This window comes from Serratia sp. Sp408, from assembly GCF_057180665.1.
The window spans coordinates 98,517-122,547 of the sequence record NZ_JBXUFT010000001.1; the positions used below are offsets into that span (position 1 = coordinate 98,517).

28 protein-coding genes are annotated in these 24,031 nt (G+C 53.4%); 14 read left to right on the plus strand and 14 right to left on the minus strand.

Translation table 11 applies throughout. From position 1 onward, the window contains the following. The first annotated feature begins 8 nt into the window (after positions 1–8). Together AC2AXP_RS00495 and AC2AXP_RS00500 are read left to right on the plus strand one after the other, a co-directional pair. The gene (locus tag AC2AXP_RS00495) at positions 9–854 is read left to right on the plus strand and encodes a BtpA/SgcQ family protein (RefSeq protein ID WP_198773393.1); all 846 of its coding nucleotides are present in this window, start codon (positions 9–11) and stop codon (positions 852–854) included. Then, positions 854–1,498, plus strand: coding sequence for a TenA family protein (locus AC2AXP_RS00500; RefSeq protein WP_004954876.1), 645 nt, complete (start codon positions 854–856; stop codon positions 1,496–1,498). Before AC2AXP_RS00495 ends, AC2AXP_RS00500 begins: the two co-directional genes overlap by 1 nt. 162 nt (positions 1,499–1,660) lie before the next feature. On the opposite strand, the gene AC2AXP_RS00505 is transcribed toward AC2AXP_RS00500, so the two are convergent. The 3 genes from AC2AXP_RS00505 to AC2AXP_RS00515 all read right to left on the minus strand — a co-directional run bounded on the left by AC2AXP_RS00505 (position 1,661) and on the right by AC2AXP_RS00515 (position 3,970). Then, the gene (locus tag AC2AXP_RS00505) at positions 1,661–2,098 is read right to left on the minus strand and encodes a GNAT family N-acetyltransferase (protein WP_088499878.1); all 438 of its coding nucleotides are present in this window, start codon (positions 2,096–2,098) and stop codon (positions 1,661–1,663) included. Positions 2,099–2,393: 295 nt separating this feature from the next. Then, entirely contained in the window at positions 2,394–3,299 is a 906-nt protein-coding gene (locus AC2AXP_RS00510; RefSeq protein ID WP_039991073.1) for an alpha/beta fold hydrolase, read from the minus strand. A gap of 50 nt (positions 3,300–3,349) precedes the next feature. After that, a complete protein-coding gene (locus AC2AXP_RS00515; RefSeq protein WP_004954871.1) occupies positions 3,350–3,970 on the minus strand; it encodes a TetR/AcrR family transcriptional regulator in 621 nt (206 codons plus the stop codon). Between the two features lie 272 nt (positions 3,971–4,242). On the opposite strand from AC2AXP_RS00515, the gene AC2AXP_RS00520 reads away from it, so the two are divergent. Beyond that, complete coding sequence (locus AC2AXP_RS00520; RefSeq protein ID WP_004954869.1) at positions 4,243–4,638, plus strand: DoxX family protein; 396 nt, start codon at positions 4,243–4,245, stop codon at positions 4,636–4,638. Then, complete coding sequence (locus tag AC2AXP_RS00525; RefSeq protein WP_004954865.1) at positions 4,635–5,267, plus strand: TetR/AcrR family transcriptional regulator; 633 nt, start codon at positions 4,635–4,637, stop codon at positions 5,265–5,267. Before AC2AXP_RS00520 ends, AC2AXP_RS00525 begins: the two co-directional genes overlap by 4 nt. A gap of 194 nt (positions 5,268–5,461) precedes the next feature. On the opposite strand, the gene AC2AXP_RS00530 is transcribed toward AC2AXP_RS00525, so the two are convergent. From AC2AXP_RS00530 to AC2AXP_RS00550, 5 genes are all read right to left on the minus strand, one after another. Next, on the minus strand, positions 5,462–6,484 hold the full coding sequence (locus tag AC2AXP_RS00530; RefSeq protein ID WP_484381367.1) for a methionine synthase: 1,023 nt from the start codon (positions 6,482–6,484) through the stop codon (positions 5,462–5,464). A 28-nt stretch (positions 6,485–6,512) separates the two neighbouring features. Next, the gene (locus AC2AXP_RS00535; protein WP_198773389.1) at positions 6,513–7,490 is read right to left on the minus strand and encodes a DUF1852 domain-containing protein; all 978 of its coding nucleotides are present in this window, start codon (positions 7,488–7,490) and stop codon (positions 6,513–6,515) included. A gap of 571 nt (positions 7,491–8,061) precedes the next feature. Further along, positions 8,062–8,247 carry a type 2 periplasmic-binding domain-containing protein gene (locus AC2AXP_RS00540; protein WP_004954854.1) on the minus strand — a complete coding sequence of 62 codons (186 nt, stop codon included), beginning with the start codon at positions 8,245–8,247 and terminating at the stop codon, positions 8,062–8,064. 28 nt (positions 8,248–8,275) lie between these two features. After that, positions 8,276–9,433: a hypothetical protein gene (locus AC2AXP_RS00545; protein WP_273868815.1), complete on the minus strand. Its 1,158-nt coding sequence runs from the start codon at positions 9,431–9,433 to the stop codon at positions 8,276–8,278. 617 nt (positions 9,434–10,050) lie between these two features. After that, positions 10,051–10,389, minus strand: a complete 339-nt coding sequence (locus tag AC2AXP_RS00550; protein WP_273868818.1) for a four-helix bundle copper-binding protein — start codon at positions 10,387–10,389, stop codon at positions 10,051–10,053. Between the two features lie 280 nt (positions 10,390–10,669). Between AC2AXP_RS00550 and feaR the strand changes: the two genes are divergently transcribed. Beyond that, the gene (gene feaR, locus AC2AXP_RS00555; RefSeq protein WP_371902012.1) at positions 10,670–11,584 is read left to right on the plus strand and encodes a transcriptional regulator FeaR; all 915 of its coding nucleotides are present in this window, start codon (positions 10,670–10,672) and stop codon (positions 11,582–11,584) included. A gap of 42 nt (positions 11,585–11,626) precedes the next feature. Here the strand turns inward: feaR and AC2AXP_RS00560 are convergent, their stop codons facing one another. The 3 genes from AC2AXP_RS00560 to tehB form a co-directional block, all read right to left on the minus strand. After that, positions 11,627–13,126: an aldehyde dehydrogenase family protein gene (locus tag AC2AXP_RS00560; protein WP_004954841.1), complete on the minus strand. Its 1,500-nt coding sequence runs from the start codon at positions 13,124–13,126 to the stop codon at positions 11,627–11,629. Positions 13,127–13,277: 151 nt separating this feature from the next. After that, a complete protein-coding gene (gene leuE / locus AC2AXP_RS00565; protein ID WP_088499882.1) occupies positions 13,278–13,916 on the minus strand; it encodes a leucine efflux protein LeuE in 639 nt (212 codons plus the stop codon). 118 nt (positions 13,917–14,034) lie between these two features. Continuing rightward, on the minus strand, positions 14,035–14,631 hold the full coding sequence (gene tehB / locus AC2AXP_RS00570) for a tellurite resistance methyltransferase TehB (RefSeq protein ID WP_039991072.1): 597 nt from the start codon (positions 14,629–14,631) through the stop codon (positions 14,035–14,037). Between the two features lie 169 nt (positions 14,632–14,800). Here tehB and AC2AXP_RS00575 point away from each other — a divergent pair, with 169 nt between their 5' ends. Beyond that, the gene (locus AC2AXP_RS00575) at positions 14,801–15,916 is read left to right on the plus strand and encodes a DUF1615 domain-containing protein (protein WP_039991071.1); all 1,116 of its coding nucleotides are present in this window, start codon (positions 14,801–14,803) and stop codon (positions 15,914–15,916) included. Positions 15,917–15,969: 53 nt separating this feature from the next. On the opposite strand, the gene AC2AXP_RS00580 is transcribed toward AC2AXP_RS00575, so the two are convergent. Next, positions 15,970–17,649, minus strand: a complete 1,680-nt coding sequence (locus AC2AXP_RS00580; RefSeq protein ID WP_004954829.1) for an alpha-keto acid decarboxylase family protein — start codon at positions 17,647–17,649, stop codon at positions 15,970–15,972. Here AC2AXP_RS00580 and AC2AXP_RS00585 point away from each other — a divergent pair. From AC2AXP_RS00585 to AC2AXP_RS00600, 4 genes are all read left to right on the plus strand, one after another. Continuing rightward, the gene (locus AC2AXP_RS00585; RefSeq protein WP_127913642.1) at positions 17,629–17,925 is read left to right on the plus strand and encodes a hypothetical protein; all 297 of its coding nucleotides are present in this window, start codon (positions 17,629–17,631) and stop codon (positions 17,923–17,925) included. The two genes, AC2AXP_RS00580 and AC2AXP_RS00585, sit on opposite strands and share 21 nt — an antisense overlap. Before the next feature lie 605 nt (positions 17,926–18,530). Further along, the gene (gene pagP, locus AC2AXP_RS00590) at positions 18,531–19,196 is read left to right on the plus strand and encodes a lipid IV(A) palmitoyltransferase PagP (protein WP_004954828.1); all 666 of its coding nucleotides are present in this window, start codon (positions 18,531–18,533) and stop codon (positions 19,194–19,196) included. A 133-nt stretch (positions 19,197–19,329) separates the two neighbouring features. Continuing rightward, entirely contained in the window at positions 19,330–19,812 is a 483-nt protein-coding gene (locus AC2AXP_RS00595; RefSeq protein WP_004954825.1) for a YjjA family protein, read from the plus strand. A 22-nt stretch (positions 19,813–19,834) separates the two neighbouring features. Next, positions 19,835–20,101: a putative hemolysin gene (locus AC2AXP_RS00600; protein WP_004954823.1), complete on the plus strand. Its 267-nt coding sequence runs from the start codon at positions 19,835–19,837 to the stop codon at positions 20,099–20,101. A gap of 13 nt (positions 20,102–20,114) precedes the next feature. On the opposite strand, the gene AC2AXP_RS00605 is transcribed toward AC2AXP_RS00600, so the two are convergent. Further along, positions 20,115–20,726 (minus strand): hypothetical protein, encoded by a 612-nt coding sequence (locus AC2AXP_RS00605; protein ID WP_004954820.1) that lies wholly within the window; start codon positions 20,724–20,726, stop codon positions 20,115–20,117. Positions 20,727–20,872: 146 nt separating this feature from the next. Between AC2AXP_RS00605 and AC2AXP_RS00610 the strand changes: the two genes are divergently transcribed. Continuing rightward, a complete protein-coding gene (locus AC2AXP_RS00610) occupies positions 20,873–21,013 on the plus strand; it encodes a hypothetical protein (RefSeq protein WP_484381368.1) in 141 nt (46 codons plus the stop codon). On the opposite strand, the gene AC2AXP_RS00615 is transcribed toward AC2AXP_RS00610, so the two are convergent. Then, positions 21,014–21,922: a LysR family transcriptional regulator gene (locus tag AC2AXP_RS00615; RefSeq protein ID WP_198773383.1), complete on the minus strand. Its 909-nt coding sequence runs from the start codon at positions 21,920–21,922 to the stop codon at positions 21,014–21,016. A 124-nt stretch (positions 21,923–22,046) separates the two neighbouring features. On the opposite strand from AC2AXP_RS00615, the gene AC2AXP_RS00620 reads away from it, so the two are divergent. From AC2AXP_RS00620 to AC2AXP_RS00630, 3 genes are all read left to right on the plus strand, one after another. Then, positions 22,047–22,937 carry a pirin family protein gene (locus tag AC2AXP_RS00620; RefSeq protein ID WP_004954812.1) on the plus strand — a complete coding sequence of 297 codons (891 nt, stop codon included), beginning with the start codon at positions 22,047–22,049 and terminating at the stop codon, positions 22,935–22,937. 226 nt (positions 22,938–23,163) lie between these two features. After that, complete coding sequence (locus tag AC2AXP_RS00625) at positions 23,164–23,499, plus strand: hypothetical protein (RefSeq protein ID WP_004954808.1); 336 nt, start codon at positions 23,164–23,166, stop codon at positions 23,497–23,499. Positions 23,500–23,576: 77 nt separating this feature from the next. After that, positions 23,577–24,029, plus strand: a complete 453-nt coding sequence (locus AC2AXP_RS00630; RefSeq protein WP_004954807.1) for a thiol-disulfide oxidoreductase DCC family protein — start codon at positions 23,577–23,579, stop codon at positions 24,027–24,029. The last annotated feature ends 2 nt before the right edge of the window (positions 24,030–24,031 follow it).

Here is a 24,031-nt window from a genome sequence, read left to right on the forward strand (position 1 = left end):
TGGATAAGATGATTTCTATCTCAGCAGAAAAATCGAATGCAATACAAGCTATTTTTTCACGTAGTAAAGTCGTTATTGGCGTTGTTCACTGTGCACCTTTCCCAGGTACGCCTAAATATCGAGGAAAATCAGTTAGTGATATTATAGATCGCGCGCTTCGTGATGCGGAACATTATCTTTCAGGTGGGGTTCACGGACTGATTGTAGAAAACCACGGCGATATTCCTTTTTCCAAACCTGAAGATATTGGCCCTGAAACGTCAGCGCTGATGGCGGTCATTACCGAGAAAATTCGCCAGCGCTTCGGTGTGCCGCTTGGAATTAACGTATTGGCTAACGCCGCGATTCCTGCGATGGCTACCGCATTGGCGGGCGGGGCCGATTTCATCCGCGTAAACCAGTGGGCCAATGCCTATATCGCCAATGAAGGGTTTATTGAAGGGGCTGCGGCCAAGGCATTACGCTACCGCAGCAAGCTGCGTGCTGAACATATTCGCGTCTTTGCCGATAGCCACGTTAAGCACGGCAGTCATGCCATCGTTGCCGATCGCTCGATTCAGGAGCTGACTCGCGATGTGGACTTCTTCGAGGCCGACGCGGTGATTGCCACCGGTCAGCGCACGGGCGATAGCGCCACCATAGAAGAAATTGACGAGATTCGCGCTGCGACAGAATTACCCTTGTTGGTGGGGTCCGGCGTGACACCGGCGAACGTCTGTCAGATCCTCGGACGCACCCAGGGGGTGATCGTCGCCAGCACCATGAAGGTTGATGGCGTATGGTGGAACGACGTTGATCTGGCGAGGGTCAAACATTTTATGTCGGTCGCTCAGGCAGCTCTGGAGGAAGCGTAATGGAAACGTTTAGCGATCGCCTGCTACGCGAACATCAGCAGGTGTGGCAGGCGATGCAGCAGCACCGTTTTGTCGTTGATATTGAGCAGGATCGGTTACCAACCAGGGTATTTAACCGCTATCTGGTCTTTGAGGGTAACTTTGTCGCCACGGCTATCGCGATTTTTGCTCTGGGCATCAGCAAGGCTCCGAATATTACTCAGCAGCGTTGGTTGATCGGTGTACTGAATGCGCTGGTTGAAACGCAGATTACCTGGTTTGAAAGGGTGTTGTCTGAACGCCGGATTAATTCCGCTGATTACCCCGACGATCTGCCCGGTGTACGGCACTTTCGCGATGGTATGTTGCAGACGGCACGGCAGGGGCGTTATGAACATATCATTACCATGATGTTCGGGGCAGAATGGATGTATTACGTCTGGTGCCGACGGGCGAGTGAGCAAAGCCAGAGTGATGCAGACGTCCGGCTCTGGGTAGAAATGCATGCGGAAGAGGAGTTTTACCAGCAGGCTCGCTGGTTGAAGGACGAACTGGATCGCTGCGCCATGGCACTTGGTGAACGCGAAAAGCAGGCGCTGTCGGCGCTGTATGGCGATGTGCTTCAGTGGGAAATAGATTTCCATACTGCAGCGTATGAGAATTAACCACGCGGGTAAAATGGGGGCGCCGGATACGGCCCCCTTACACTGCAGTTGCATTATATCTGAACGTTAAGTTCAGATAGCGGGGGAGGAAAAAATTGAAGCGTCTGTGATGTGCCGGCAGCGGACAATACAGAAATTTAACTTTATTTAATGTCTCTGAGTTTAATTATTCTTTTTCTCTAATCTGATATCTGCATCTCCAACATCCGTTTTATTACCCCAACCGAGATGTTTGTAAAATTTCGCTGCACGGCTATTTTTTGCAGTTTCCAACCAGATTACTTCGTGATGTTTGAATAGTTCTTTTTCAGCCGCCATAACAAGCCTACGACCTATTCCTTTATTTTCATGATCCGGAAGAACAAATGCGGCAAAGAGACAACCTTCATCCTGCAAAACCATTGAAAAGCCGACAACCTTCATGTTATCAATAGCGACCCAGGCACAGGGGCCATTCTGGATCATATCGGCAACTACGCTTTCAGTGATACCCATTTGCCGCATTTCTTCACGACTCAGATGATTTTCAATTACCGAAGTTCTAACATCGAAGATACTATCGACATCTGTGATCAAGGCTTGTCTTATATCTATTCCCATTAGAGCGGCTCCATAAACGGCAAAAGTAAAAGGATATTACATCGTGAAAAATACCATTTTCGAGCCTCTTGAGCTAGGTGTATTGTGTATATGATGTCCGCTCTTCACTCAAAGCAGATCCGACGGTTCTGGGTTCCTGCCGTTTGCCAGCACAGGCAAACACCGCTGGGGGAGGCCAGTCGACGAGGGCGCAACAATATAACCAATCTCTATTCAATAAGAGGTTGGTTATCGTTACGTAACCATGAAATAAAATCTTATCGGTCTCTTGGCACGGAGCTAACGTGCTTAATGCCTAACGGAAAAACTCCGCCATCGCCTCACTCAACGCTTGCGGTTGTTCATCCGGGATAAAGTGGCCGCTATGCGCGATAGTGATGCCAATGACGTTATCAGCAAACTGGCGCAGCGGCGTGGCCATATCAGGAATGGACCCCTGATCGGCGCTAATGGCCAGTACTGGCAGCGTCAATTTTCCCTGTTTGCACTGAGCCCGGTTTTGCGCCGCCGACAGCTCCACCTCGCGGTAGGGTGCCAATCCTGCGCGCAGTGCGCCGTTCTGTTTTAACAACCGTACATATTCCAACATATCGTCGTCGCTGAATGCCATTGGGCTGGCGGTTTTGCGTCGCAGGAACCACTGCAGATAAATCTCTTCACGCCCGCTAATCAATGCTTCTGGCAGATCGGGTAATAAGTGGAAAGCGAAGTGCCAGGTTTTCCATGCTTTATCCTGTGTGACAGCTAAGCTCTCCGGCAGTGTAATGCCCGGAATGCCCGCATCGAGCAGAGCCAGTTTGAGCACCTGCTGGCTATAACGCACGGCATACGGCCAGGCTACCCAGGCACCCACGTCATGGGCTGCGAGATAATGGCGTTCAATGCCAAGCTGTTGCATCAATCCCGCTATTTTCTCGGCCAGAGCCTGTGTGTCGTAACCGGATTGCGGCTTATCGGAGTCGCCTTGTCCGGGCAGATCGGGGGCGATGATATGGTAACGCGCAGCCAACCGCGTCATTACCTGGTGCCATGCGTACCAGCTTTGCGGGAAGCCTGCCAACAGCAGCAATACTTCACCTTGTGGATTGCCGCCTCTGACGTAGTGCAGCCGAGTTCCCTCTACCGTGGTGTAATAATGGGCAAAGCCGGGCATATTGGCGATCGGTTGTGACCAAGGGTGTGTGATGACATGTTCCGACATTCAAACCTCCAGTTATTAAGGAAATGATCATTTCCTTATTTGATAAAATTTTATTCCAGCAACCTCATTGCCGTGGCGATCAGCCGGTCGCGAGCCGGTAAATCACCCGCCTTGCCTGCTACTCGCATGCCCAGAATCAGACACAACAGCACGCCGCCTAACGCTTCAGGATCCTGTTGTGGATTCACCGAACCATCGTGCTGGCCCTGTTCAATCAGTTGCAGGATAGTTTGCTGATTACGCTTAAGCGCGGCATGCACCAATTCGGACAGCTCGGCATCCAGTTGTTGTAATTCGATGACGCTGCCGACCACCAGGCAACCACGTCGCCCTTCCAGATCCTGGGTAGACTCAAGATAGAAGCGCAGCAGTTCTGCAATTCTGGTCCGGCCATCAGGTTGTTGCGCCAAACGCTGGCGCAGTATCCTGTTGCGCAGCGAGGTATAACGCGCAAAGACTTGTAGGAACAGGCTACGTTTGTCGCGAAATGCTTTGTAGATACTGCCTGCGGTGAGTTGCATCGCTTCGCTAAGATCGCTGATCGAAGCACTGTGGTAACCCTTTTCACGGAATACCAACATGGCGAGATCGAGCGCTGCATCAGGATCAAATTGCCGGGGGCGACCGCGCTCGCGTACTCCCCGTAGTTTCTCAGACATCATTCTCAGCATTTAGGAAACAAACAATTCCTAAATACTCCCACAACCACCAATAAATGAAAAGTGCGCCAAGCCAAAAAAAAATTCAATGCATCGACGTCTGCCCATCGCATGGTCGAGGTCATGCTCCGTGGGCCGGCCTGCCTGCTGCCAGAGGCAGATGCCCGATGCCTTTACGTACTCTCTATCTGCTTGAAAATCAATATCCGTACAATTAGTAGACTTGATAGTCTATTAATTATATGTAGACTTGCCAGTCTGTTTAATGAGCTTGCGGAAAATAGATGCTGAACTCAAAGAATTACTTCTTAACCCTGTGTTTATCACGCGTCGTAGTCACTTTTTTCTTCTGGATGGCTGGCATTTTCGGCGTATTCAATTTTGACGTTATCGTTGAGGAAATGGTGGCGGTAGGCCTGCCCTGGCCAGTATTGTTCGCGGTAGGAACCATCCTGTGCCAGCTTGTCGGCTCGGCCCTGATTATTTTTAATGTTGCCGGGTTGGGCTGGGTTGGATCGGTGATGCTGATTGTGTTTACATTGCTTACCATCCCACTGGGTCATCCATTCTGGGCCTTTAGCGAGCCGGAACGCACCAAGGAGTTCCATATCGTTCTTGAACACATTACCGTTGTTGGAGGGTTAATGATGAGCGCCATTCTTTCGGGCCATAAACGATGAATGACACAATCCGCAGGAAAGGTCGGCCTAAAGATCCGTTAAAAGCGCATGCGATACTTCAGGCCGCGCGCACGTTGTTTCTGGAGAAGGGACTGGAGGTTACTACGGAAGAAATTGCCCGTGTTGCCGGCGTTGCAAAAGCGACCCTTTACTCAAATTTCGCTGATAAAGAGATGCTAATTGAGGCGGTGTTACGCCAGGAATCAGATTTAACAATCAGTGATGATGATTTTGAACAACGGCATCACCTACCGCTAGCGAATGTTCTGACTGCCTTTGGAAATCGGTTTGTCCGTTTCATCAACCAGCGGGAGTTAACTGGATGGGACAGGCTGATTGCATCAGCCTCTATTCGTCATCCGGATTTACCCAAGCGGTTTTATGCCGCAGGCCCCGGCAGGGCACAGCAGATGCTGGAAGCTATCATTGCGGAAGCCATTACCAAGGGGACGCTGCGGGAGTGCGATCCTGGTGAAGCCGCAGACGATCTGGCTGGCTTATGGCTGGGTATGACGAGTCTTGAGATCAAGCTCGGGGCACGCAACGCATTAACCGATGAGGAAATTAACCATCGGGTGGCACACGCGCTTGATATTTTTATGCGATCTTATTCCGTGGGAAACATCTGAGAGACGGCTATTGCCTACAACACGGAGCAGTCACCTTGTTACTGCGTATTAGACGCCAGCTGCGCGCTGATGGTGACTCATGCGCCAAGGGACAGGCGTAGCGAACCAGAGGCCTTTCTCACCCACATCCTTGTGGGAAACTGGCGCTGGAACGGGTTGCCTTTGGATGAACCAGTCTTTGGCAACCTAATGGTTTAGAGCTCACCCCGGATGATGGCTGCGCCGGCACTTAACGCCTGCAGCTTACCGTTGACTACCCGACGGGATAGGGGAGCCATGCCGCAGTTGGTTGAAGGGTAGAGTTTGTCGGCATCGACAAAGCGCAGCGCCTGGCGCAACGTATTGGCGACTTCCTCGGGTGTCTCAATGGTATTGGTTGCCACGTCAATGGCCCCGACCATCACTTTTTTACCGCGGATCAGTTCCAGCAGATCCATAGGAACACGCGAGTTATGGCATTCCAGTGAGATGATGTCGATCATCGATTTTTGCAGTTTGGGAAACGCTTCTTCATATTGTCGCCACTCGGAGCCCAGCGTCTTTTTCCAATCAGTATTGGCTTTGATACCGTACCCATAGCAGATATGTACTGCGGTTTCGCATTTCAGCCCTTCAATGGCTTTTTCTAGCGTGGCGATCCCCCAATCGTTTACCTCATCAAAGAAAACGTTAAAGGCGGGCTCATCAAACTGGATTATATCGACGCCAGCCGCCTCTAATTCCTTGGCTTCCTGATTGAGAATTTTGGCGAACTCCCAGGCCAGTTTTTCGCGGCTTTTATAATGGCTATCATACAGCGTATCGATCATTGTCATCGGGCCAGGCAGTGCCCATTTAATCGGCCGGTCGGTGAGTTGGCGTAAATATTTGGCATCTTCCACAAAAACCGGTTTTTGACGTTCCACCGCCCCCACCACCGTCGGCACGCTAGCATCATAACGATTACGAATTTTAACAACCTGACGCTTCTCAAAATCAACGCCGTTGAGGTGTTCAATAAAGGTGGTGACAAAGTGTTGACGCGTTTGTTCGCCATCGCTGACAATATCAATCCCCGCCCGAATCTGGTCTTCCAGGGACAAACGCAGGGCATCCTGTTTCCCCTCAATCAATTCCTCATTGTGCAATTTCCAGGGAGACCAAAGTGTCTCTGGTTGTGCCAACCAGGACGGTTTGGGTAAGCTGCCGGCAGTTGAGGTGGGGAGCAATGTTTTCATAATTAGCTAGCCTTTTATTTTCGGTTAATCACAGCGCGTAATGGGTAGACCATTGCTCAAGAATATTCTTGTATGGTTTGATAAAGTGTTCTTCAGTAAACTTTCCCTGCTCGATTGCCAACTGGCTGCGTTCTTCCCGATCATAAAAAACTTTCGTTAATGAATGATCCTGATGATTCAGGTTTGGTTGATAGCATTGTCCTGCCACAGAGTTGGCATTGTAAATTTCAGGGCGATAAATCTTTTGGAATGTCTCCATCGTGCTGATGGTGCCGATCAGCTCAAGATTGGTGTAATCTTCCAGTAAATCACCAGTGAAATAAAAGGCTAACGGCGCAACGCTATTTGGCGGCATGAAATAACGAACCTGTAGACCCATTTTTTTGAAATAACTCTCAGTCAAAGAAGAACCTTCCTGCTGATACTCGATGCCCAACACCGGGTGTTGGTTGCCTGTCCGGTGATAGATATCTTTGCTTGAGATGCTTAAACATATAACAGGCGACTTCTTAAAGTTGTTTTTATACGCTGTCGAGTTGATGAAATGCTTGAATATATTGCCATGCAGATCGCCAAAGTCATCCGGGATGTTGAATTCAGATTTGTTTTTGTTGTGTTCCAACAGCAAAACACTGAAGTCATAATCGCGCACGTAAGAGGAAAAGTTATTCCCAACGATGCCTTCGATACGTTGGTTTTTTTTCTTGTCGATAATATTGGTTTTTAATATTTCAATTACCGGGAAGGTATCACCATGATCTTCAATGCGCATCTCGGCAGAAATGATTTCCAGTTCGACAGAATAACGATCGCCTTTTGGATTATCCCAATGCGCTAATGTATTGAAACGATTATCAATCATGACAAGAGTATTGCGCAGGTTTTGCTGGCGGTGGGCCCCTCTGGCCAAATTGGCAAAATTGGTGGTAATACGCGTATTCTCCGAGGGGTTATAATTCTCATCGAACAGGCTGCTCTTAATGGTAAATGTAAAATCTGTGTTCATGGTGATCTTGCATCCTAAGTTCTGATATGAAAACTGAATTTATTCCATGAGTTGCCAAAAACGTTGGCGTTCTCGTTGAGCAGTCTTCATGTTCTCAAAAAGCTAACATTGCATAATTTATGCCAGAGCCATTGGACGAGTGAAAGCGACTTAATTTCATTACCACATGAGTCATCTTCATGATGGTCTGGCGTAAGGTAGCGCCGGTATGATCGCCGCTGAGTCAGATCGCCCGCCGCGCGCATCCAGCAGGTCGGCGGTTGAACAGGCTGAAGACTACTAGAGATAGAAGGCCTTGATGGTTCGCAACGGCGTGGGTTTTGAGTTATTCATTTCGAGGATGTAAGAGATCTCCGCTTTACTCATGCTGTAATAGACACCGTTTGCGGAAGGTTTGCGCCAGTGCGGGAACGAGATATCTCATGGTGTGTCACGCAGTATGCGTGGCGAGGAGTGTTAAAAGTGTTCCAGCATAAATGCCGAAAATGCCCGTACTGCGAGGAAGCGACGGCTTTCAAGCCAGACTGCAGGAATATATGCCCCTTTACCATGAAATCCGTCAGAACGGGAATTAACGCCGGTTTTTTACCAGAGAGGTTGCCATAAAACGTGTCACCATGCCTATTCCAGTACCGGCTACCACTCCGCCATCGTCGCTGGCATCGACGATGGCGGGAGATGCTGGCACGATTTCGATCTCGTGTTCTCTTACCTGGAACGGCCAGTGAAAACTCTGCGCCGTATTTTGGTAACGCATATTAACCGCTTTATAACCGTTAGGCTTATCAGGGGGCGTTTGCCGTAGACGCAGATGCCTGTAAGCGCGTGGTAATGGATTGCCCGGTAAAAATATAGTAATACATGGCGATCACGAACCCATCGATGGTGAACAGGGAAACGGTTGAAGTGAAGATCACCAAAATGAGCACGTCGAAACTTTTGAAGTTCAGCAGTTGGAAGCCAAACGCGACGCCAAGGAAACCTAACACCCCAAGATTGATGAACACGCCGTTTATGCCGACGTTGGGCGTAAATCCGCCACCGCGTGACATTAAGAAATCAACCAGGCCTCTATTACGGTAATCAAAACAGGTATAATCGACGTCGCAACCAAAGATAAGGTTGCCGATGCTCATATGCTGAATCATATATGAAGCAGACAGGCGATGGGCTAGGGACTCATTGGCGGTATAGAAGGAAGGGCTGCCAACGTTGAGATAGGATGCCACCACCATAAAGAAAATAAATACCAGGCCAAAGGTAAATTGATTGGGGATCTTATTGATGAAGCGTTTGAAAGGCCTCAGTAACAGCACGATGATGAGTGCTAACGAGGCCTTGGATAGGCTGGCCAGATAACCGGCGGTAAAAAGGAATTTTTCTTTCTTATTAAGTTTCCCTTCTCTGATCCTTATCAAGAAGATAATTGCCAGTAGTGATGCAAAGAACCCGGCTTCGCGCGAAAGCCCTGACATACGGGGGAATAAGAACAGGGCAAACTGATTGCTGGAGGTTTTCGTTGCCAAAGAGCCCCAGATCAATTGAGACATGTTTTTAGGGCCCATTTCCATGGCGATGCTTTTATCGATAAAGAACGCCGTGAATTGTAATAAGCACCATATTATTGACAGTATAAAACAGAAATAAACTTTCTTTGCCACTTCATCTTTCATCAATACGAAATAGGAAACACCTAGGGCGATCATGGCTGATTTTATCGCGATGAAAGGATTGAATGCGGCAAAGCAAACCGCCATCCAGAGAAAGATGAAGGCTAATATCCTGACGCTTAATATTCGTAGCCGGCTAAGGAAAGTCGTATCGGCAAATACCAAAAAGATCCATAAGTAGAGTGTTATTCCAGAGATATAAGGGTTAAATGGGACGGCAACGAAGAACAGCGCTATCATCCAGCGCAAAGTATTGTCAAAAATAAACTTCATAGCGTACTTCCAAATTGTTGTTTGGTTGACAGGTCAGTTTCCCTTCACCTGTTGCTACTGCTGTTGTCTGTGTGTGGGCGTAGCATAACATAAAGTTTTTAGGTTTTTTCCGAAAAATGCGCAAAACTGAAGGAGAACCACAAAGATCCTTGCCTTATGATTCCTGATGTGAATGTACGTGATGTAGGGCGGGAAATTCTCTGAACTACCCCCAGGCAGGGGGTCAGTTCGGTAGAGGGTTAAAGATCACTGCTGCCATGGCGACGAGTATTGCTACGGTGCCGATAACGTACAACATCAAGCGTTTAATACAAGCATTGCGCTTTCTTGCTTGAGATACCATATGCTCTCATTTCTATTATGGGACACCTTAATACCGTAGTCATGCTTTAGGGTCTCGTCTAGGTGCTTGCTGCAATATGCCAAGCTTTCCGAACTTTCCGAATCCAGGGTTGGACGGCGATGCGAGCATTTTACTTCTGATTCAACATCCTAACTGTCTGCTCATTATCCGTCTGGAGGCGTATCGCCATGGCTTTGGCTCAAATGCGCCAGCGTATGCCTGGCGCTTTGCCGGTTCAGAGGGCGGTAACAGATTGTCGCAACGGCGTTTCCGCTTAAACCCCGGCGGCAGACGCCATACTGCGGCATTCCTGTGCGCAACGGTGACAGGCTTTGGCGCACAGTTGGCAATGTTCGGCTTGATGCTTGGCGCATTCATTGCCGCATTTTTCACACAGTTCGGCGCATAGATTGCATAATTGGCGGGCAAATTCGCTGTCCAGCGACATAAACTGCGCAGACAGCCGGCATATATTTGCGCATTGAATGTCTAACCGGATGCACTGGCGCATCATCGCCAGATCCTCTTCTTGCAAGCAACAGGCCGCGCAACGATCGCAGGCTGCTGCGCAGGCATAGCAAGCTTCGATACAGCTGTTGAATTGTTCGGGCATACATCCTCCTCCCAGAATGGCAAGAAATCGTTATGTTTAAGCGTGGATCAGGATGGCGCGTTAAGCCAACCGAGGCGAGGAGGGTTGCCCGGCCGCTGGCGGGTATGCCAGCGGTGGCAGCGGTGGGTAATCGCCGCCGGCAACCTTGCTTGAACGCAATCTGTGATCGTTGTGCCAAATCCTCGCACCCATTTTGCTTGTCACTGGGCGAATGACTATGTTGATTTTGGGGTCAATATTGCCGTGGTGCGTTTATTACCGACATTGCAAAGGGGATAACATGGCGCTTTCCAGACAGGAGAGGGAGGTCGGTTTCGAGCAGTGGCTGTGCAGTATCAACGCCGCCTGCGGTCGCTTTGCGGCCAAATCGCTCGGTGCCGAGTTCAGCGGTGCACTGCAGGAGTTCCGTTCGCATGCCTTACGCCTGAGTATCGTGGATGTGGCTCAGGCATCTCTGTACCGTACCCGGCGCGAAGTCGCGCAAAGTGACGGCGGCCACTTCTTTACCGTTTTCCAACTGCGCGGTAGCGCGCTGATGACGCAGGGCGGACAGCAGAGTTTATTGACCGCCGGCGACGTTACGCTGATCGATGCCTCTCGGCCCAGCTATTTCAGTTTTCCGCAGGATTCGCGGCAAATCTCTCTGCTATTGCCTCGCTGCTATCTGGAGCAACCATTTCGCGTTGCCGATGTGCAATGCGCCAAACGTATCGGTGCCGATCGCGCGGTCGTGCAGCTCAGTTATCAGTTGGTCGCCGAATGTATCAAGCATCCGGCGATGAGTGCGGCAGAAAGCGAAGCGGTGTTGAATGCCATCGCCACCCTGTTACGACCGACGCTGACCAGCCACGATCGTGGCGCCGAGCTGCATCAGCCGCTTTTTGACAAGGCGCTGGTGCTGATCGATCGGCATATTCAATCCGAACGGCTGCGCCCGGAATGGCTGGCGGCGGAGGTTGGCGTCTCGCTGCGTAGCCTGTACCGGCTGTTTGCCCGCCGGGGGCTGGTGGTGGCGCAGTACATCAAGCATCGGCGTCTGGATCTGTGTGCTCAGGCGCTACGCAACGCGCCTGAGCGGCAAAAACTGGCCGGTCTTGGCTATGACTGGGGATTCAGCGACCATAGCCATTTTTCCACCGCCTTCAAGCAGCGTTTTGGCGTTTCGCCTAGCGACTATCGCAAGCAATACCAATAAACGGTGGTTGGAGCATGCCCCCGCGGGCTGAGGGCATGGCGCTCAGTAACGAATACATACGGATTTTGACTCGGTATAGGCGTCCAGCCAGTCCGGGCCAAAATCGCGGCCGCTGCCGGATTGTTTGAAACCGCCAAACGGCATATTGGCGTCAATCAATGTATGGGTGTTGACCCACACCGTGCCGGCCTGAATGCGTGGGGTATAGGCCATTGCAGCTTGCAAACTGCGGGTCCACAGGCTGGCGGTCAGTCCGTATTCGCTGTCGTTGGCCAGCCGCAACGCTTCCTCGCCATCCGCAACGCGGATCAGGTTCACCACCGGGCCAAACACCTCTTCTCGTGTCAGATTGAGATTTGCCGCCGGGTTAATAACCAGAGTGGGGGGAATATAGAAGCCGTCACCCACCGGGCCATTGGCGCCGGCGATCAGTTCGGCATGTTTGGCTTTGGCATCGTCGAGAAAGGCGGCCACCCTGTCGCGGTGACTGCGCGATACCAGCGGGGTGATCTGCGCGCGGGTATCCATTCCGGGGCCGACGCTGAGCGATTTCACCGCCTGTTCAAAGCCGGCGACCACGTTATCGTAAATCGGCGCTTCGATATAAATACGCGAACTGGCGGCACACACCTGTCCCTGATTGAGGAAGCTGCCCATCATCAGGCCTTCAACCACCTGCGTGATATCAGCATCTTGTAATACGATTGCCGGGTTTTTACCGCCCAGCTCCAAGGTGACGCGCGTTAAGCGGTCGGCTGCCGCACGGGCGATGCCTTTACCTACCGGCGTTGAGCCGGTGAAACTGACTTTGGCCACCAGCGGGTGCTCGGTCAAGGCCTTGCCGCATACCGCGCCACGGCCGGTCACCACATTGAATACGCCCGGCGGGATGCCGGCTTCGCTGGCCAGTTCGGCCATGCGCAATAGCGTCAGCGGCGTAGTTTCCGACGGTTTGATAACGATCGAGCAACCGGCAGCCAACGCAGGCATCACCTTCCAAATACCAATCATCAGCGGGAAGTTCCACGGCACGATGCCGGCCACCACGCCAATCGGTTCTTTGCGGGTATAGACCTGATAGCGGGCCCCCGGCGGCATCGGGATAGAGACGTCCAGCGTTTGGCCGGTGATTTTTGTCGCCAGACCGGCGGTGTAACGCATCCAGTTCAGCGTGCAGCCAACCTCAAAATCACGGGAAATCATGATGGATTTGCCCTGTTCCAACGTTTCCAACTGTGCCAGCTGTTCGGCGTGCTGTTCGACCAGATCGGCATAGCGCAACAGGATACGTTCACGCTCGGCCGGCAACCGCTGTGCCCAGACGCCGGCGGTGAAGGCCCGATGGGCGGAGGTCACGGCGCGCGCAACGTCTTCGGCGCTGGCGTCGGCGGTAGTGGAAATCTGCTGTCCGTCGGCAGGGTTATGCACCGGCAGCCGCTGTTCGGCCTGCGAGGGCTGCGATTGCCCGTCAATATACAGACCATGTTGACGATCGAGAAACTGCGACACGCTGTCCAGAATGGTTACGGTATTGTCAGGCATACGCCCTCCTGTCAGGCAAAAAGGTCACTTAACGGCACCAGTCTAGGCGTTTTTGCACTGCCGGCTTTTGTTTGCCTGACAATCGATTTGCTCTGCGTGACAGCCGCCACTCGCGCCCGCTAACGCGACCTGAGCTGGCTGCTGGAGCGAATTATGAACTGAGGGTGGCCAGCCGGGTGGCGAAGCCGAGGAATAGCAGGGCAATCAGGCCATTGCCCAATTTGGCCAGGCGTTTTTTATGGCTGAAGAAATGCGCCAGCATACTGCCGGCAAAGATCAGCGTGGTCATGTAAACAAAGCTTACCGACTCCAGAATCAGCGCCAGAATGGTGTAGGACAGCCCAGGGTGTGCGTAATTAAAATCAATAAACTGCACGAAGAACGACACGTAAAACAGAATGGCTTTGGGATTGGTCAGGCTCAGCGTCAACGATTTGCGCAGAATGCTGTTGCTACTTTCCAGCGGCTGCTGTGCCGTTTGATTCTTTTGAATAAAAGTGGCGTACAGGAGCTTGGCGCCGAGGAACAGCAAATACAGGGCACCCAAATAACGCACCAGGGTAAACAGGAACGGCGTGGTGCGGATCAGCGTGGCGACGCCGATATAGGCGCAAAAAATCAAAATGGCATCACCGATAAATACGCCCAGGGCGGCGGTATAGCCGGCGCGAACGCCGCGCGAAATACCCATTTTCAACACAAACAGGCTATTTGGACCCGGCAGGACAATGATAAAAATCACCCCTGCGAGATAAGTCCATAAATTCAGGATGCCAAAACTCTCTAACACATTAACCTCACAAGCCTTTTAATACGCGCAACGCTCAGGCGTTATCCCTGGCCCCGGTTGGGCCGTGCCCGATCCTAACGCTGCGCGTTGGGCTTGGCAATCTGCATTGTCCGAACCATCATTTCCGCGCCAGCAAGGTGGCGAAACGCAGTTGGATACGCTGGCCATTGGCATCGGTTTTATGCAGTTGACCGACATCCTCGTTATATTTCACAATTTCCCAGTGGCGATAATAATTTTTCAGTTCATCGGGTTTGAAGGTGAACGGAAACGGCAGCGGGCAAGGGAAGTCCGGCGTGTCCATCGCGGCGACAATCAGATTGTGACCGCCGCTGACGGTGCTGGCCTGCATATCCTGTATCATGGTGGGGATGGTTGCGGGTTGCAGAAACATCATCACCACGGTGGAAAGAATAAAGTCATAGGCACCGCTAAAGCGATGGCTATTCAAGTCCTGTTCGCTGGCGCTGATATGGTTCAGGCGTTCGGCATCAATGATCCGGTTCAGTTCGGCGACGCTGAGCGCATTCTTGTCCCAGGCGGTTACCTCGAAGCCCTTCAGGTTGAGATACAGCGAGTTTCGCCCGCCGCCACAGCCCAGATCCAGCGCCTTGCCTGCCGCTATCTGGCGGACTGCGGCGATCACTTCCGAGTGGGTACGGCTCAGGCCGTATTTTTGGTGAAAGTAGTCTTCCGGTTGCGTGGTGATCGACATGTCATTCTCCAGCATCAAGTCTGATTTAAATTGCATATATAATGCATGTTATTGGTGTGTTTTACCATCCGCAGCATAACGCAGGGCAGTTTTCGACGGCGGGTACTGGATCATAAACGGCAGCTGAGATAACGTCTTTTACGCCGATGCCATGATAATCAGGGAAAAGATGTTTTATAACCGCCATTCTGAACGACTCCCCGCCTTTCGACCGCTAATGCTGACCGCGTTGCTGGTGTTGGCCGGGTGTGCCAGCAAAACCACCCCCGAAGCACCTGAGCGCCGACCGGCAGATGTCAAGGCGCAAGTCATCAAACTGATGCCGCCCAGCGCCAAGGATCGCCAGGGTTGGGCAACGGATATCACCGCAGCGTTTGCCGCGCAAGGCCTTGACGCGAGCGACGAGAACATCTGTTCCGTACTGGCGGTTACCGAGCAGGAATCGACCTTCCAGGCCGATCCGCAGGTGCCCGGGCTGCCGAAGATCGCCTGGAAAGAGATCGATCGTCGCGCCGATCAACTGCATATTCCGCATTTCCTGGTGCGCACCGCGCTGATGATCACCTCGCCAAACGGCAAGAGTTACAGCGCACGACTGGACAAGGTGCGCAGTGAAAAGGAGCTGAGCGCCATCTTTGATGACTTTATCGATATGGTGCCGATGGGCCAACGGCTATTTGGCAATCTGAACCCGGTGCATACCGGTGGACCCATGCAGGTGAGCATCGCCTTTGCCGAGGCCAATGCCAAAGGGTATCCGTATCCGATTGAAGGTTCGATTCGTCGTGAAGTGTTCAGCCGGCGTGGCGGCATGTATTTCGGCATCATGCATCTGCTCGGCTATCCGGCCAATTACAGCCGTTCACTGTACCGTTTCGCCGATTTCAACGCCGGTTGGTACGCCAGCCGTAATGCGGCATTCCAGAGCGCGGTCAGCCGCGCGAGCGGCATTCCGCTGGCGCTGGACGGTGACTTGATCAACTACGGCACCGACAAGCCTGGCTCCACTGAACTGGCGGTGCGCGCGTTGGGCAAACGACTGGCTATCAGCAATTCCGCCATTCGGCGGGCGCTGGAGAAGGGCAACAGCCTCGATTTCGAGCATACCGACGTTTACCAACAGGTGTTTGCGCTGGCAGAAAAAACCGAAGGCAAAAAGTTGCCGCGTGAAGTGTTGCCGGGCATTACGCTTGAAAGCCCGAAAATTACCCGCAAGTTGACCACGGCCTGGTTTGCCAAACGGGTTGACGATCGCCGTCAACGTTGCCTGGCTCGCGCCAAATAAAAAACCTCATGGGTGAGGGAGGCGGAAGGGCCGTTTGTCCCTCACCCGACTGATTAGGCGCAGCGGCGCGGGTTGCGCAAGCCGAAGTTGAAGTTATTACAGCGGTTGCAGAACTCTTTCATCACCGGCGGTGTATCCATCATCGGCAATTTCACTTCAATAAACGCCAGCCGGTCCTGGCGAGATGCGTGTTCCAGCGCCAGTTCCAGCTGTTGGCCGGTTTCCACGGCGGCGCAGAATGGGCGAGCCTCGGTGTTGAGCACCGCTGGCAGTGCGGCATAATCCCAGCGGCCGATATCGTTGTACGATGATGCTTCGCCGAGGATATAACGTTCGATGGTGTAACCGTCATTGTTTATCAGGAAGATAATGGGTTTTTGCTCGTAACGCAGCAGCGTTGACACTTCCTGGGCAGTCAACTGGAACGAACCATCACCAATGAACAGTATTTGCCGGCGTTCCGGCGCGGCCATCAGCGTGCCGAGCAGCGCCGGTAAGGTATAACCGATGGAGCCCCAAATCGGCTGATTCACCACTTTCACCCCGTCTGGCATGCGCATACCACCGATGGCCGCTCCCGAGGTACCGTTTTCGACCACCAGCACGTCGTCTTCGGCAATAAATCGGCTCATACGCTGCCAAAAATAGGCCTGATCGAGCGGTGCGTCGCTGGGGGCGGCCAGTTTGTGGCGTGGGTTGGGCAGCGTGGCCATTGGCGTCGCCGCGTCGCCGGCGGCACCGTCCAGCAGTGCCTGCAACAGATCGGCGGCGGCCACTGCCGGATAGGCGACGTTGTCCAGTTTCACCGTGTATGGCTGAATGTCTATCTGTCCTGCGGTTGGGATCTGATGCGAAAAGTAACCGGTGGTCGAATCCACCAGCCGTGCGCCAAAGTTCAGCACGCAGTCAGAGTTCGCCATCAGTGCAAACAGTTCCGGTCTTGACAGATTACCGCTGTAGCCGCCCATCCAGCCGGCGGTGGTTTCGGCGATAATGCATTTTGCGGTTGGCATATTGGTCAGCGGAATGGCGAATTTATGGGCAACTTCAACCACCAGTTGCTGCAACTGATAACGATCGACCATCTGATCGATCAGCATCACCGGCCGCTGTGCCTGTTGCAAGCGTCGTAGCAAGGCGCTGGCAGCCAGCTGCAGGTTGTAGCGATCGCTGGCCGGCAGGCGCGGCGCCACCACGGCGCTTGTTACTTCGATCTCTACTTCGCAAATGTCTGACGGTAGCTGTAAATAGACCGGTTTCTTTTCGGTCCAGGCCACCGCCAGAACCCGTGGAATTTCCACCGCGGCATTTTCCGGCGTAATCAGCGCCTGTGCGACGGTAAACTGTTTAAAGCAATTCATTACATTGTCAAAATTGCCGTCGGCCAGTGAATGGTGCATTAACGCATGGCTTTTCATGGCATGCAGCGGCGGGGTGCCGGCCAGGCATATTACCGGTGAGGATTCAGCATAAGCGCCGGCAATGCCGGACAATGCCGCCAGATCGCCAACGCCATAAGTGGTAATCAACGCACCGGCGCCTTTCATGCGCGCATAGCCGTCAGCGGCGTAAGAGGCATTCAATTCATTGCAGTTGCCAATAAACTGTAGTTGGTTGTCATGCTCAATCAACTCCAGCAACGACAGATTATAATCGCCGGGCACGCCGTAAATATGGTCGATATTCAGTGCGCGCAGTTGTTGCAGAATAAATTGTCCGATGGTGACTTTCATCTCTTGCTCCGAATTTATTGTGTTGGTTTTATCAGGCAGAAATCAGCAATCAGCTTTGCCGGTGTTATTGCGTTAGCGAATGGCGCGAAAAGCGTATTACGCCTGCTGGTATTAACAGTTATGGAAAGCGCTGATTGCTTCAAGATCGGCAGGCCAGTGGCCGAACGGTATTTATGTACGCCGGGCTTTACGTTTAAAAATGCCATGGCACAGGGTAATGGTCGGCTTTGGCAGCCTGAGCGGGTATTTCTCTCGCCAGCAAAAAACCGTGCTTAATGCCATTTCTGGCGATAGACAGCGGGGGAGTAATCCCAATTAGATATTTTCGGTACTTTTACGATTACTAATAATCCTAGGCGTATCACCTGCCATAACGCGGCGGAGTCAGACCCGGCTCAGCCGCAATCGGCAATATGTGCTGGAGAAACCTCTGCGGAAATCAATAATTAACTTATGTAATAGTAATAATACTAGGTGGTGTTACTTTTAATTTACACCATAATAACAAGGTGGCAACCAGCAAGCGCTGTGATGGGGATAACACTGATGCCAGCAGGTCAGGCCAGATAATGCGCTGGCGATCACATCCGCTTTGGCGGCGGGGGTAAAGCTATGTTAACGGCCGGCGTGGCGATTCATTGTTTGACGTCGAAACGGAGTTTTCTGACAGATCGTCAGCGGGGGATGGCGTTAGCATGGCGTTTAAGGATGCCACGGTGCGTGGAGCGCTCTTGCAAGTCCATCGGACATAACAATGCCCAACGGCTAAACTTAATGAATCGACAACAAATATCGCTTAGCGCTGGGATTGGCAAAAGTCTGGGTTGATCTTGCAAGTACGATCGGTAAGAATCCCCGGCCGTAATTTATACAGGAGTTTTATGATGTTTTATAAATGGACACCGTTGGCATGCGGTATGGCGTTGATGTTTTCTGCACTACCTTCGCAGGCCGAGGTTGGTGCAGAAAACGCCACTGCCGTGCAGACGCAGGTGGCAGCAGAAAATGGCGCTGCCGCGCAGACGCAGGCGGAGGCACAAAACGCCACTGCCGTGCAGGCTGAACAGCCCGGCTTATGGCAGCGCTTTACCCATAATGTGGCTGAAACCTGGAACAACTCGCCGAACAAGGATATCTATCTGCCGGCGATCACCTGGCACAACCGCTGGACGTACGACGACGAACACATCGACAAGTACAACGAACGTCCATGGGGAGCAGGTTATGGTATTTCGCGCTTCGATCAGGACGGTGATTGGCACGGCATCTACCTGATGGCGTTCAAGGATTCCTTTAACAAATGGGAACCTATTGGCGGCTACGCCTATGAAAAGATCTGGCGCCCGCTGGACGATAAGGATTTCCGCCTTGGCCTGGGCTTTACAGCCAGCGTCACCGCGCGTGACAACTGGAACTATATCCCGATCCCGGCGCCATTGCCGTTGGCCTCCATTGGTTATAAAAGCCTGACGTTCCAGGCTACCTATATCCCCGGCACCTATAACAATGGCAACGTATTCTTTGCCTGGCTGCGCTGGCAGTTCTGACTCTTTCCCTCGTCCTGACTATTCCTAAAATTGCGTTTTCTGCCCGCCGGATGGAACTTGTTGGCGGGCATGACGTTCGAATCTGTGTCCGGCGGCTTGCCGCCTACCGAAGATAAAACAGGAGCTTAATCATATGAACAGCAAGCATCGTTTACTGCTGGCGTTAGCATTGACCACATCTATGGCCGGTACGGCAAACGCGGCTGGCCTAATGGATTCTATTAGCGATGCAGCCGGCGGTCTAAGCCAATCTGGCGGCGAAAGCGGCGGTATGTCACTGTCCAGCCTGACCGGACTGCTGAACGGCGGCGACAAGGCATTGAGTTCCAGCAGCATGACCAACGCGGCCGGCATTCTGCAGTATTGCGTGAAAAACAACGTGCTGTCGCAAAACGGCGTTGCCGGCGTGCAGACCAAACTGATGGATAAACTGGGCATTAGCAGCAGTGCCGACGCCAACAGCCAGGAGTATCAACAAGGGTTGGGTGGCTTGTTGCAGACCGGCGAAGGTAAAAGCCTGGATCTGAACAGCCTTGGCACCTCGCAGATCACCGAAAAAGTGAAGCAAAAGGCCTGCGATCTGGTACTGGAACAGGGTAAATCCTTCCTTTCCTGAACGGCGTGAGTAAAAGTTGAATATGAAAAAGAGCGTACTGTTTTCTCTGCTTGCCGGTGTGGCAATGCTGCAAGGATGTCAACAAGTGAAAACCCACGACGCACCGCCTCCGCCGCAGACTACTTCGATCGGTATGGCGAATCCGGCGGATGTCTACTGCAGCAAAATTGGCGGTACCCTAAACGCCAAACAGAATGCGCAGGGGCAGTATTCGACCTGTACCTTGCCAAGCGGTGAGGAACTGGAGAGTTGGGCGCTGTTCCGCCGCGATCATCCGGTGAAGAAATAACCCAGCGCCGGCATTAAAACTCGCTGGTGCTGATGGCCTGATACTCCACCTCGCCGTGGCCATGCAGGCTCAGCGGCAGACGCCAGTTATGTTCTACCGCCAGCGGAAACGGCTGCGAGCGAAAGCTGCAGCCGCTTTTTATGTCGCGGATCTTTAAAACGTACTTGCCAGCCGCCGAGACGTTGACGGCAAAACTGGCCGCAGCGGGAATGAACACTTCTGCCAACTGTTGCGGATGTTCCGGGGTTTCCAGCTTCACCACCACGGCAAAGTCATTGCGTTGATTTTCCAGCGTGATGCGCTGTAAACGGCTGCCGGCCGGCCGTTCGGGTTGGTGGAGGTAGCCCGCAGCGGCGGGCCATGGCTGGCCGTCGTTGTCATGCAACGGACCACCGCACTGTTCGCGAGCTTCACGCAGCGGCAAGCCGCGGTTGATGTCGTAATGGGCCGGCGCTGTGCTGGTCAGCTCCTCCTGCTGGTGCTGAGCGTGCAGATAGCGTTTGGTGCCAAATATCCCGACGGCGATCAACATAAAGAAAATAAATAGCGTCAGACGGCTGTTAAAAATGCGGCCAAACAGCCTGCCTGGTAATTGAAACAGCCAGCTTGCGATTCTCAATAGCATATGTTTTCCCTTAGCGCCCAAGCCGTTACGTCTGCGGTAACGTTGCCTCCCACAGTATAGCCAACAACCGTCGGCCAAAATCGTTTAACCCTAATTTTCTTATTTATTATCGTACGTTGGTAACCGATTAGCGCTACTTTAACGGCGTGGCGGGAGAGCAATATGTCAGTCAACGTCGTCCAGGGGGTGTATCACGTTTTATTCAACTGGACGAAGGGCCAACGCTGGAGGTGATGTGGTTGCCACATCTGCTGCCCGAAGGTAACGCCATCGAAATCACCACCTGATCAGCTTTCCTCCAGAGCGGCGAACTGCTGGCCGAGGAAGTCCAGCAGCAGGCGCACCGCCGGCAATAAACCACGGCGTGACGGGTACACCGCGTGTACCACGCCACCCTGTGGTCGCCAGTCAGGCAGCAAGGCCATCATATCGCCCCGCAGGATGTGATCGCGCATCATCATGCTCGGCAGTTGTACTACCCCGGCGCCGGCAATTGCCGCGGTACGCAACATTAGCATATCGTCGGTGACCAACCTTGGCAGGTGTTCCCAGTCAAAGCGGCGCGTATCCGGGCCGGTCAGTGTCCACTGGTGCTGGGGGCGCGCCGGACCAAGATCGAGCGTCGGGTAGCGTAGCAGATCTTCCGGCTGCCTGACGTCGCCGAGTGCCCGCACCAGCGCCGGGCTGGCCGCCACGCACCAGCTGCGCTGCGCCAGCACTTTCAACACCAGATCGCTGTCTTCCAGCGGCGGTGGCCGCACGCGTAACGCCAGATCCAGTCCTTCTCCCACCACGTCGACCCGGCGATTGGTCGCTTCCAGGTGCAGAGACACTTTGGGGTAATCGGCCATAAAGCGTGCCAGCATATCCCCGACGCGGGTATGCAACAGCGCGATCGGGCAAGACAGGCGCACGGTGCCGCAAGGCTCCGCGCGGGTCTGTTCGATTGCCTGCTGCGCGGCCTCGGCCTCCACCAACATTGCCTTGCAGTGCTGATAATAATTCTGCCCGACGTCGGTAATGGAAAACCGGCGCGTTGAGCGCTGGATCAAGCGCACGCCGAGCCGTTCCTCCAGCAGCGCCACCCGGCGGCTGAGTTTGGATTTTGGTATGCCGAGCGCTCGGCCTGCAGCGGCAAATCCCTGATGTTCCACCACGCTGGCGAAGAAAAACAGGTCGTTCAAATCGATCAACATTGCCGCTCCATTGTCCTACCAGTAGAACACTGAGTGTATATCTTGCCGACTACTGCGGCAATCACGGCGGGTTTACACTGTTGGCAACAAATAAAGGCCGAGAGGCCGGTAATGGGAGATCCTTATGAAAAAGATCCTAGGCGTCTATAACAGCCCTGAAGCACATTGGGTCGGCAACGGTTTTTTGGTCAATTCGCTATTTTCCTATAACGATCTGGGGGCGGAAATGAGCCCGTTCCTGTTACTGGATCATGCCGCGCCCACCAAATTCCGCGAAACTACCGGGCGACGCGGCGTTGGCCAGCACCCGCATCGGGGTTTCGAAACCGTAACCATCGTTTATCAGGGCGAAGTGGAGCACCGTGATTCCACCGGCAGCGGCGGTGTGATTGGCCCAGGTGATGTGCAATGGATGACTGCCGCCTCCGGTATTCTGCATGAAGAGTTCCATTCAACGGACTTCTCTCGCAAAGGTGGCACCATCGAAATGGTACAGCTGTGGGTTAACCTGCCGGCCAAGGATAAAATGGCTGCGCCGGGTTATCAGACGCTGCGCAATCAGGATATTCCGCAGGTAGCGCTGGCGGACGGTGCGGGACAGGTTCGGGTGATTGCCGGCGACTTCGCTGGCCATGCTGGCCCGGCACGCACCTTCAGCCCGCTGAATGTGTGGGATATGAAGATCAATGCCGGTCACACCACCACGCTAACGGTGCAGGAAGGCCATACGCTGGCGCTGGTGATGCTGCATGGCGCGATACTGGTCAACGGCGAGCAGATTGTTCGTGAAACCCAGATGGTGATGCTGGACCGCGTGGGTGATACCCTCACCATTGAAGCCAACAGCGACGTCAGTCTGTTGGTGCTGAGCGGTGAACCGATCGATGAGCCTATCGTCGGCTATGGTCCGTTTGTGATGAACAGCGACGCCGAGATACAGCAGGCGTTTGAGGATTTCAACAGCGGCAATTTTGGCACCATGCCGGCGGTTGAAACCGTTAGCGGCAGAGACTGAGCGATCACCTCCCTTCGGCTGGCCCGTTATCGCGGGCCGGCCTTCTGGTTTGCATGGGCGTTTGCGCCAGCTGGCCGCGCTGCTTTACCCGATCCTGCGTAATTCATCACGTTTATGCCGGGATGTAAGCAAATATCAAGCGGGTGAAAAGGCGGCGAAAAGCCGCTTTCATGCCCATCGGCGACGGGGTAGGTTAGGGCGGTTCCTGTTCAATGAGATCCTAACGATGAAGCAAACCCTGAAAGCCCTGACTCTGCCCTTTCTGACCGCTGCGGTATTATTCAGCACTGGCGCGCTTTCCGCGCCTGCGCCAGCCGACAAGCCATTACCGCCGCAGTGGCAGCAGGGTAACGTACGGCCACCTTTCCCTGGCCCCGACGGCCACCCAATGCCTAAACCCGGTTTTTGCCACGGCGGCGAACTGTTTTGCGCCACCTCTGCCAGCGATAACCCCACGGACACCATTAACAAACTGACGGCGGTGATCCCGACCAGCCAGGCCAAGCACTATGAAGTGCGCGTTTCGGTGGTTGCGTTGCCGGATAACCCGCCGCTGCGCTGACGATAACCCCAGCCGACGTTGGTCGGCTGGCCTTTCGCCGGGGAGCGCGCTAGTCTGGAGACAAACCAGGAGGCGCGATGAACCCTAGCGTAATTTCTTCCCCGCCGCTGCCTGTCGAACCGGTGCTGTTATTCGACGGCGAATGCAATTTATGCCACCGGCTGGTGCGTTTTTTGATGTGGGCAGACCGCCATGGACGCCTCCGTTTTGCCACCGTACAGTCAAGTACCGGGCAGGAGATGTTGCGTAGCCTGGCGATGCCAACCGACCGTTTTGACAGCGTGGTGTTGCTGGCGTCGGGCCGGCACTGGCTGCGTTCGGCGGCGTTTTTTCAGGCACTGCGCTGGCTCGATTGGCCTTTTTGCTGGTTATCTGTCGCCCGCTTTCTGCCGCGTCGGCTAGGTGACGCCCTCTATGACGGCGTTGCGCGTAACCGTTATCAGTGGTTTGGTCGCAACGATGGTCAGGACTTGCCGGGCAGTGAACAACCCTGGCGTTATCTGCCGGGGGGACGAGACAGGCCGCGCTGAAC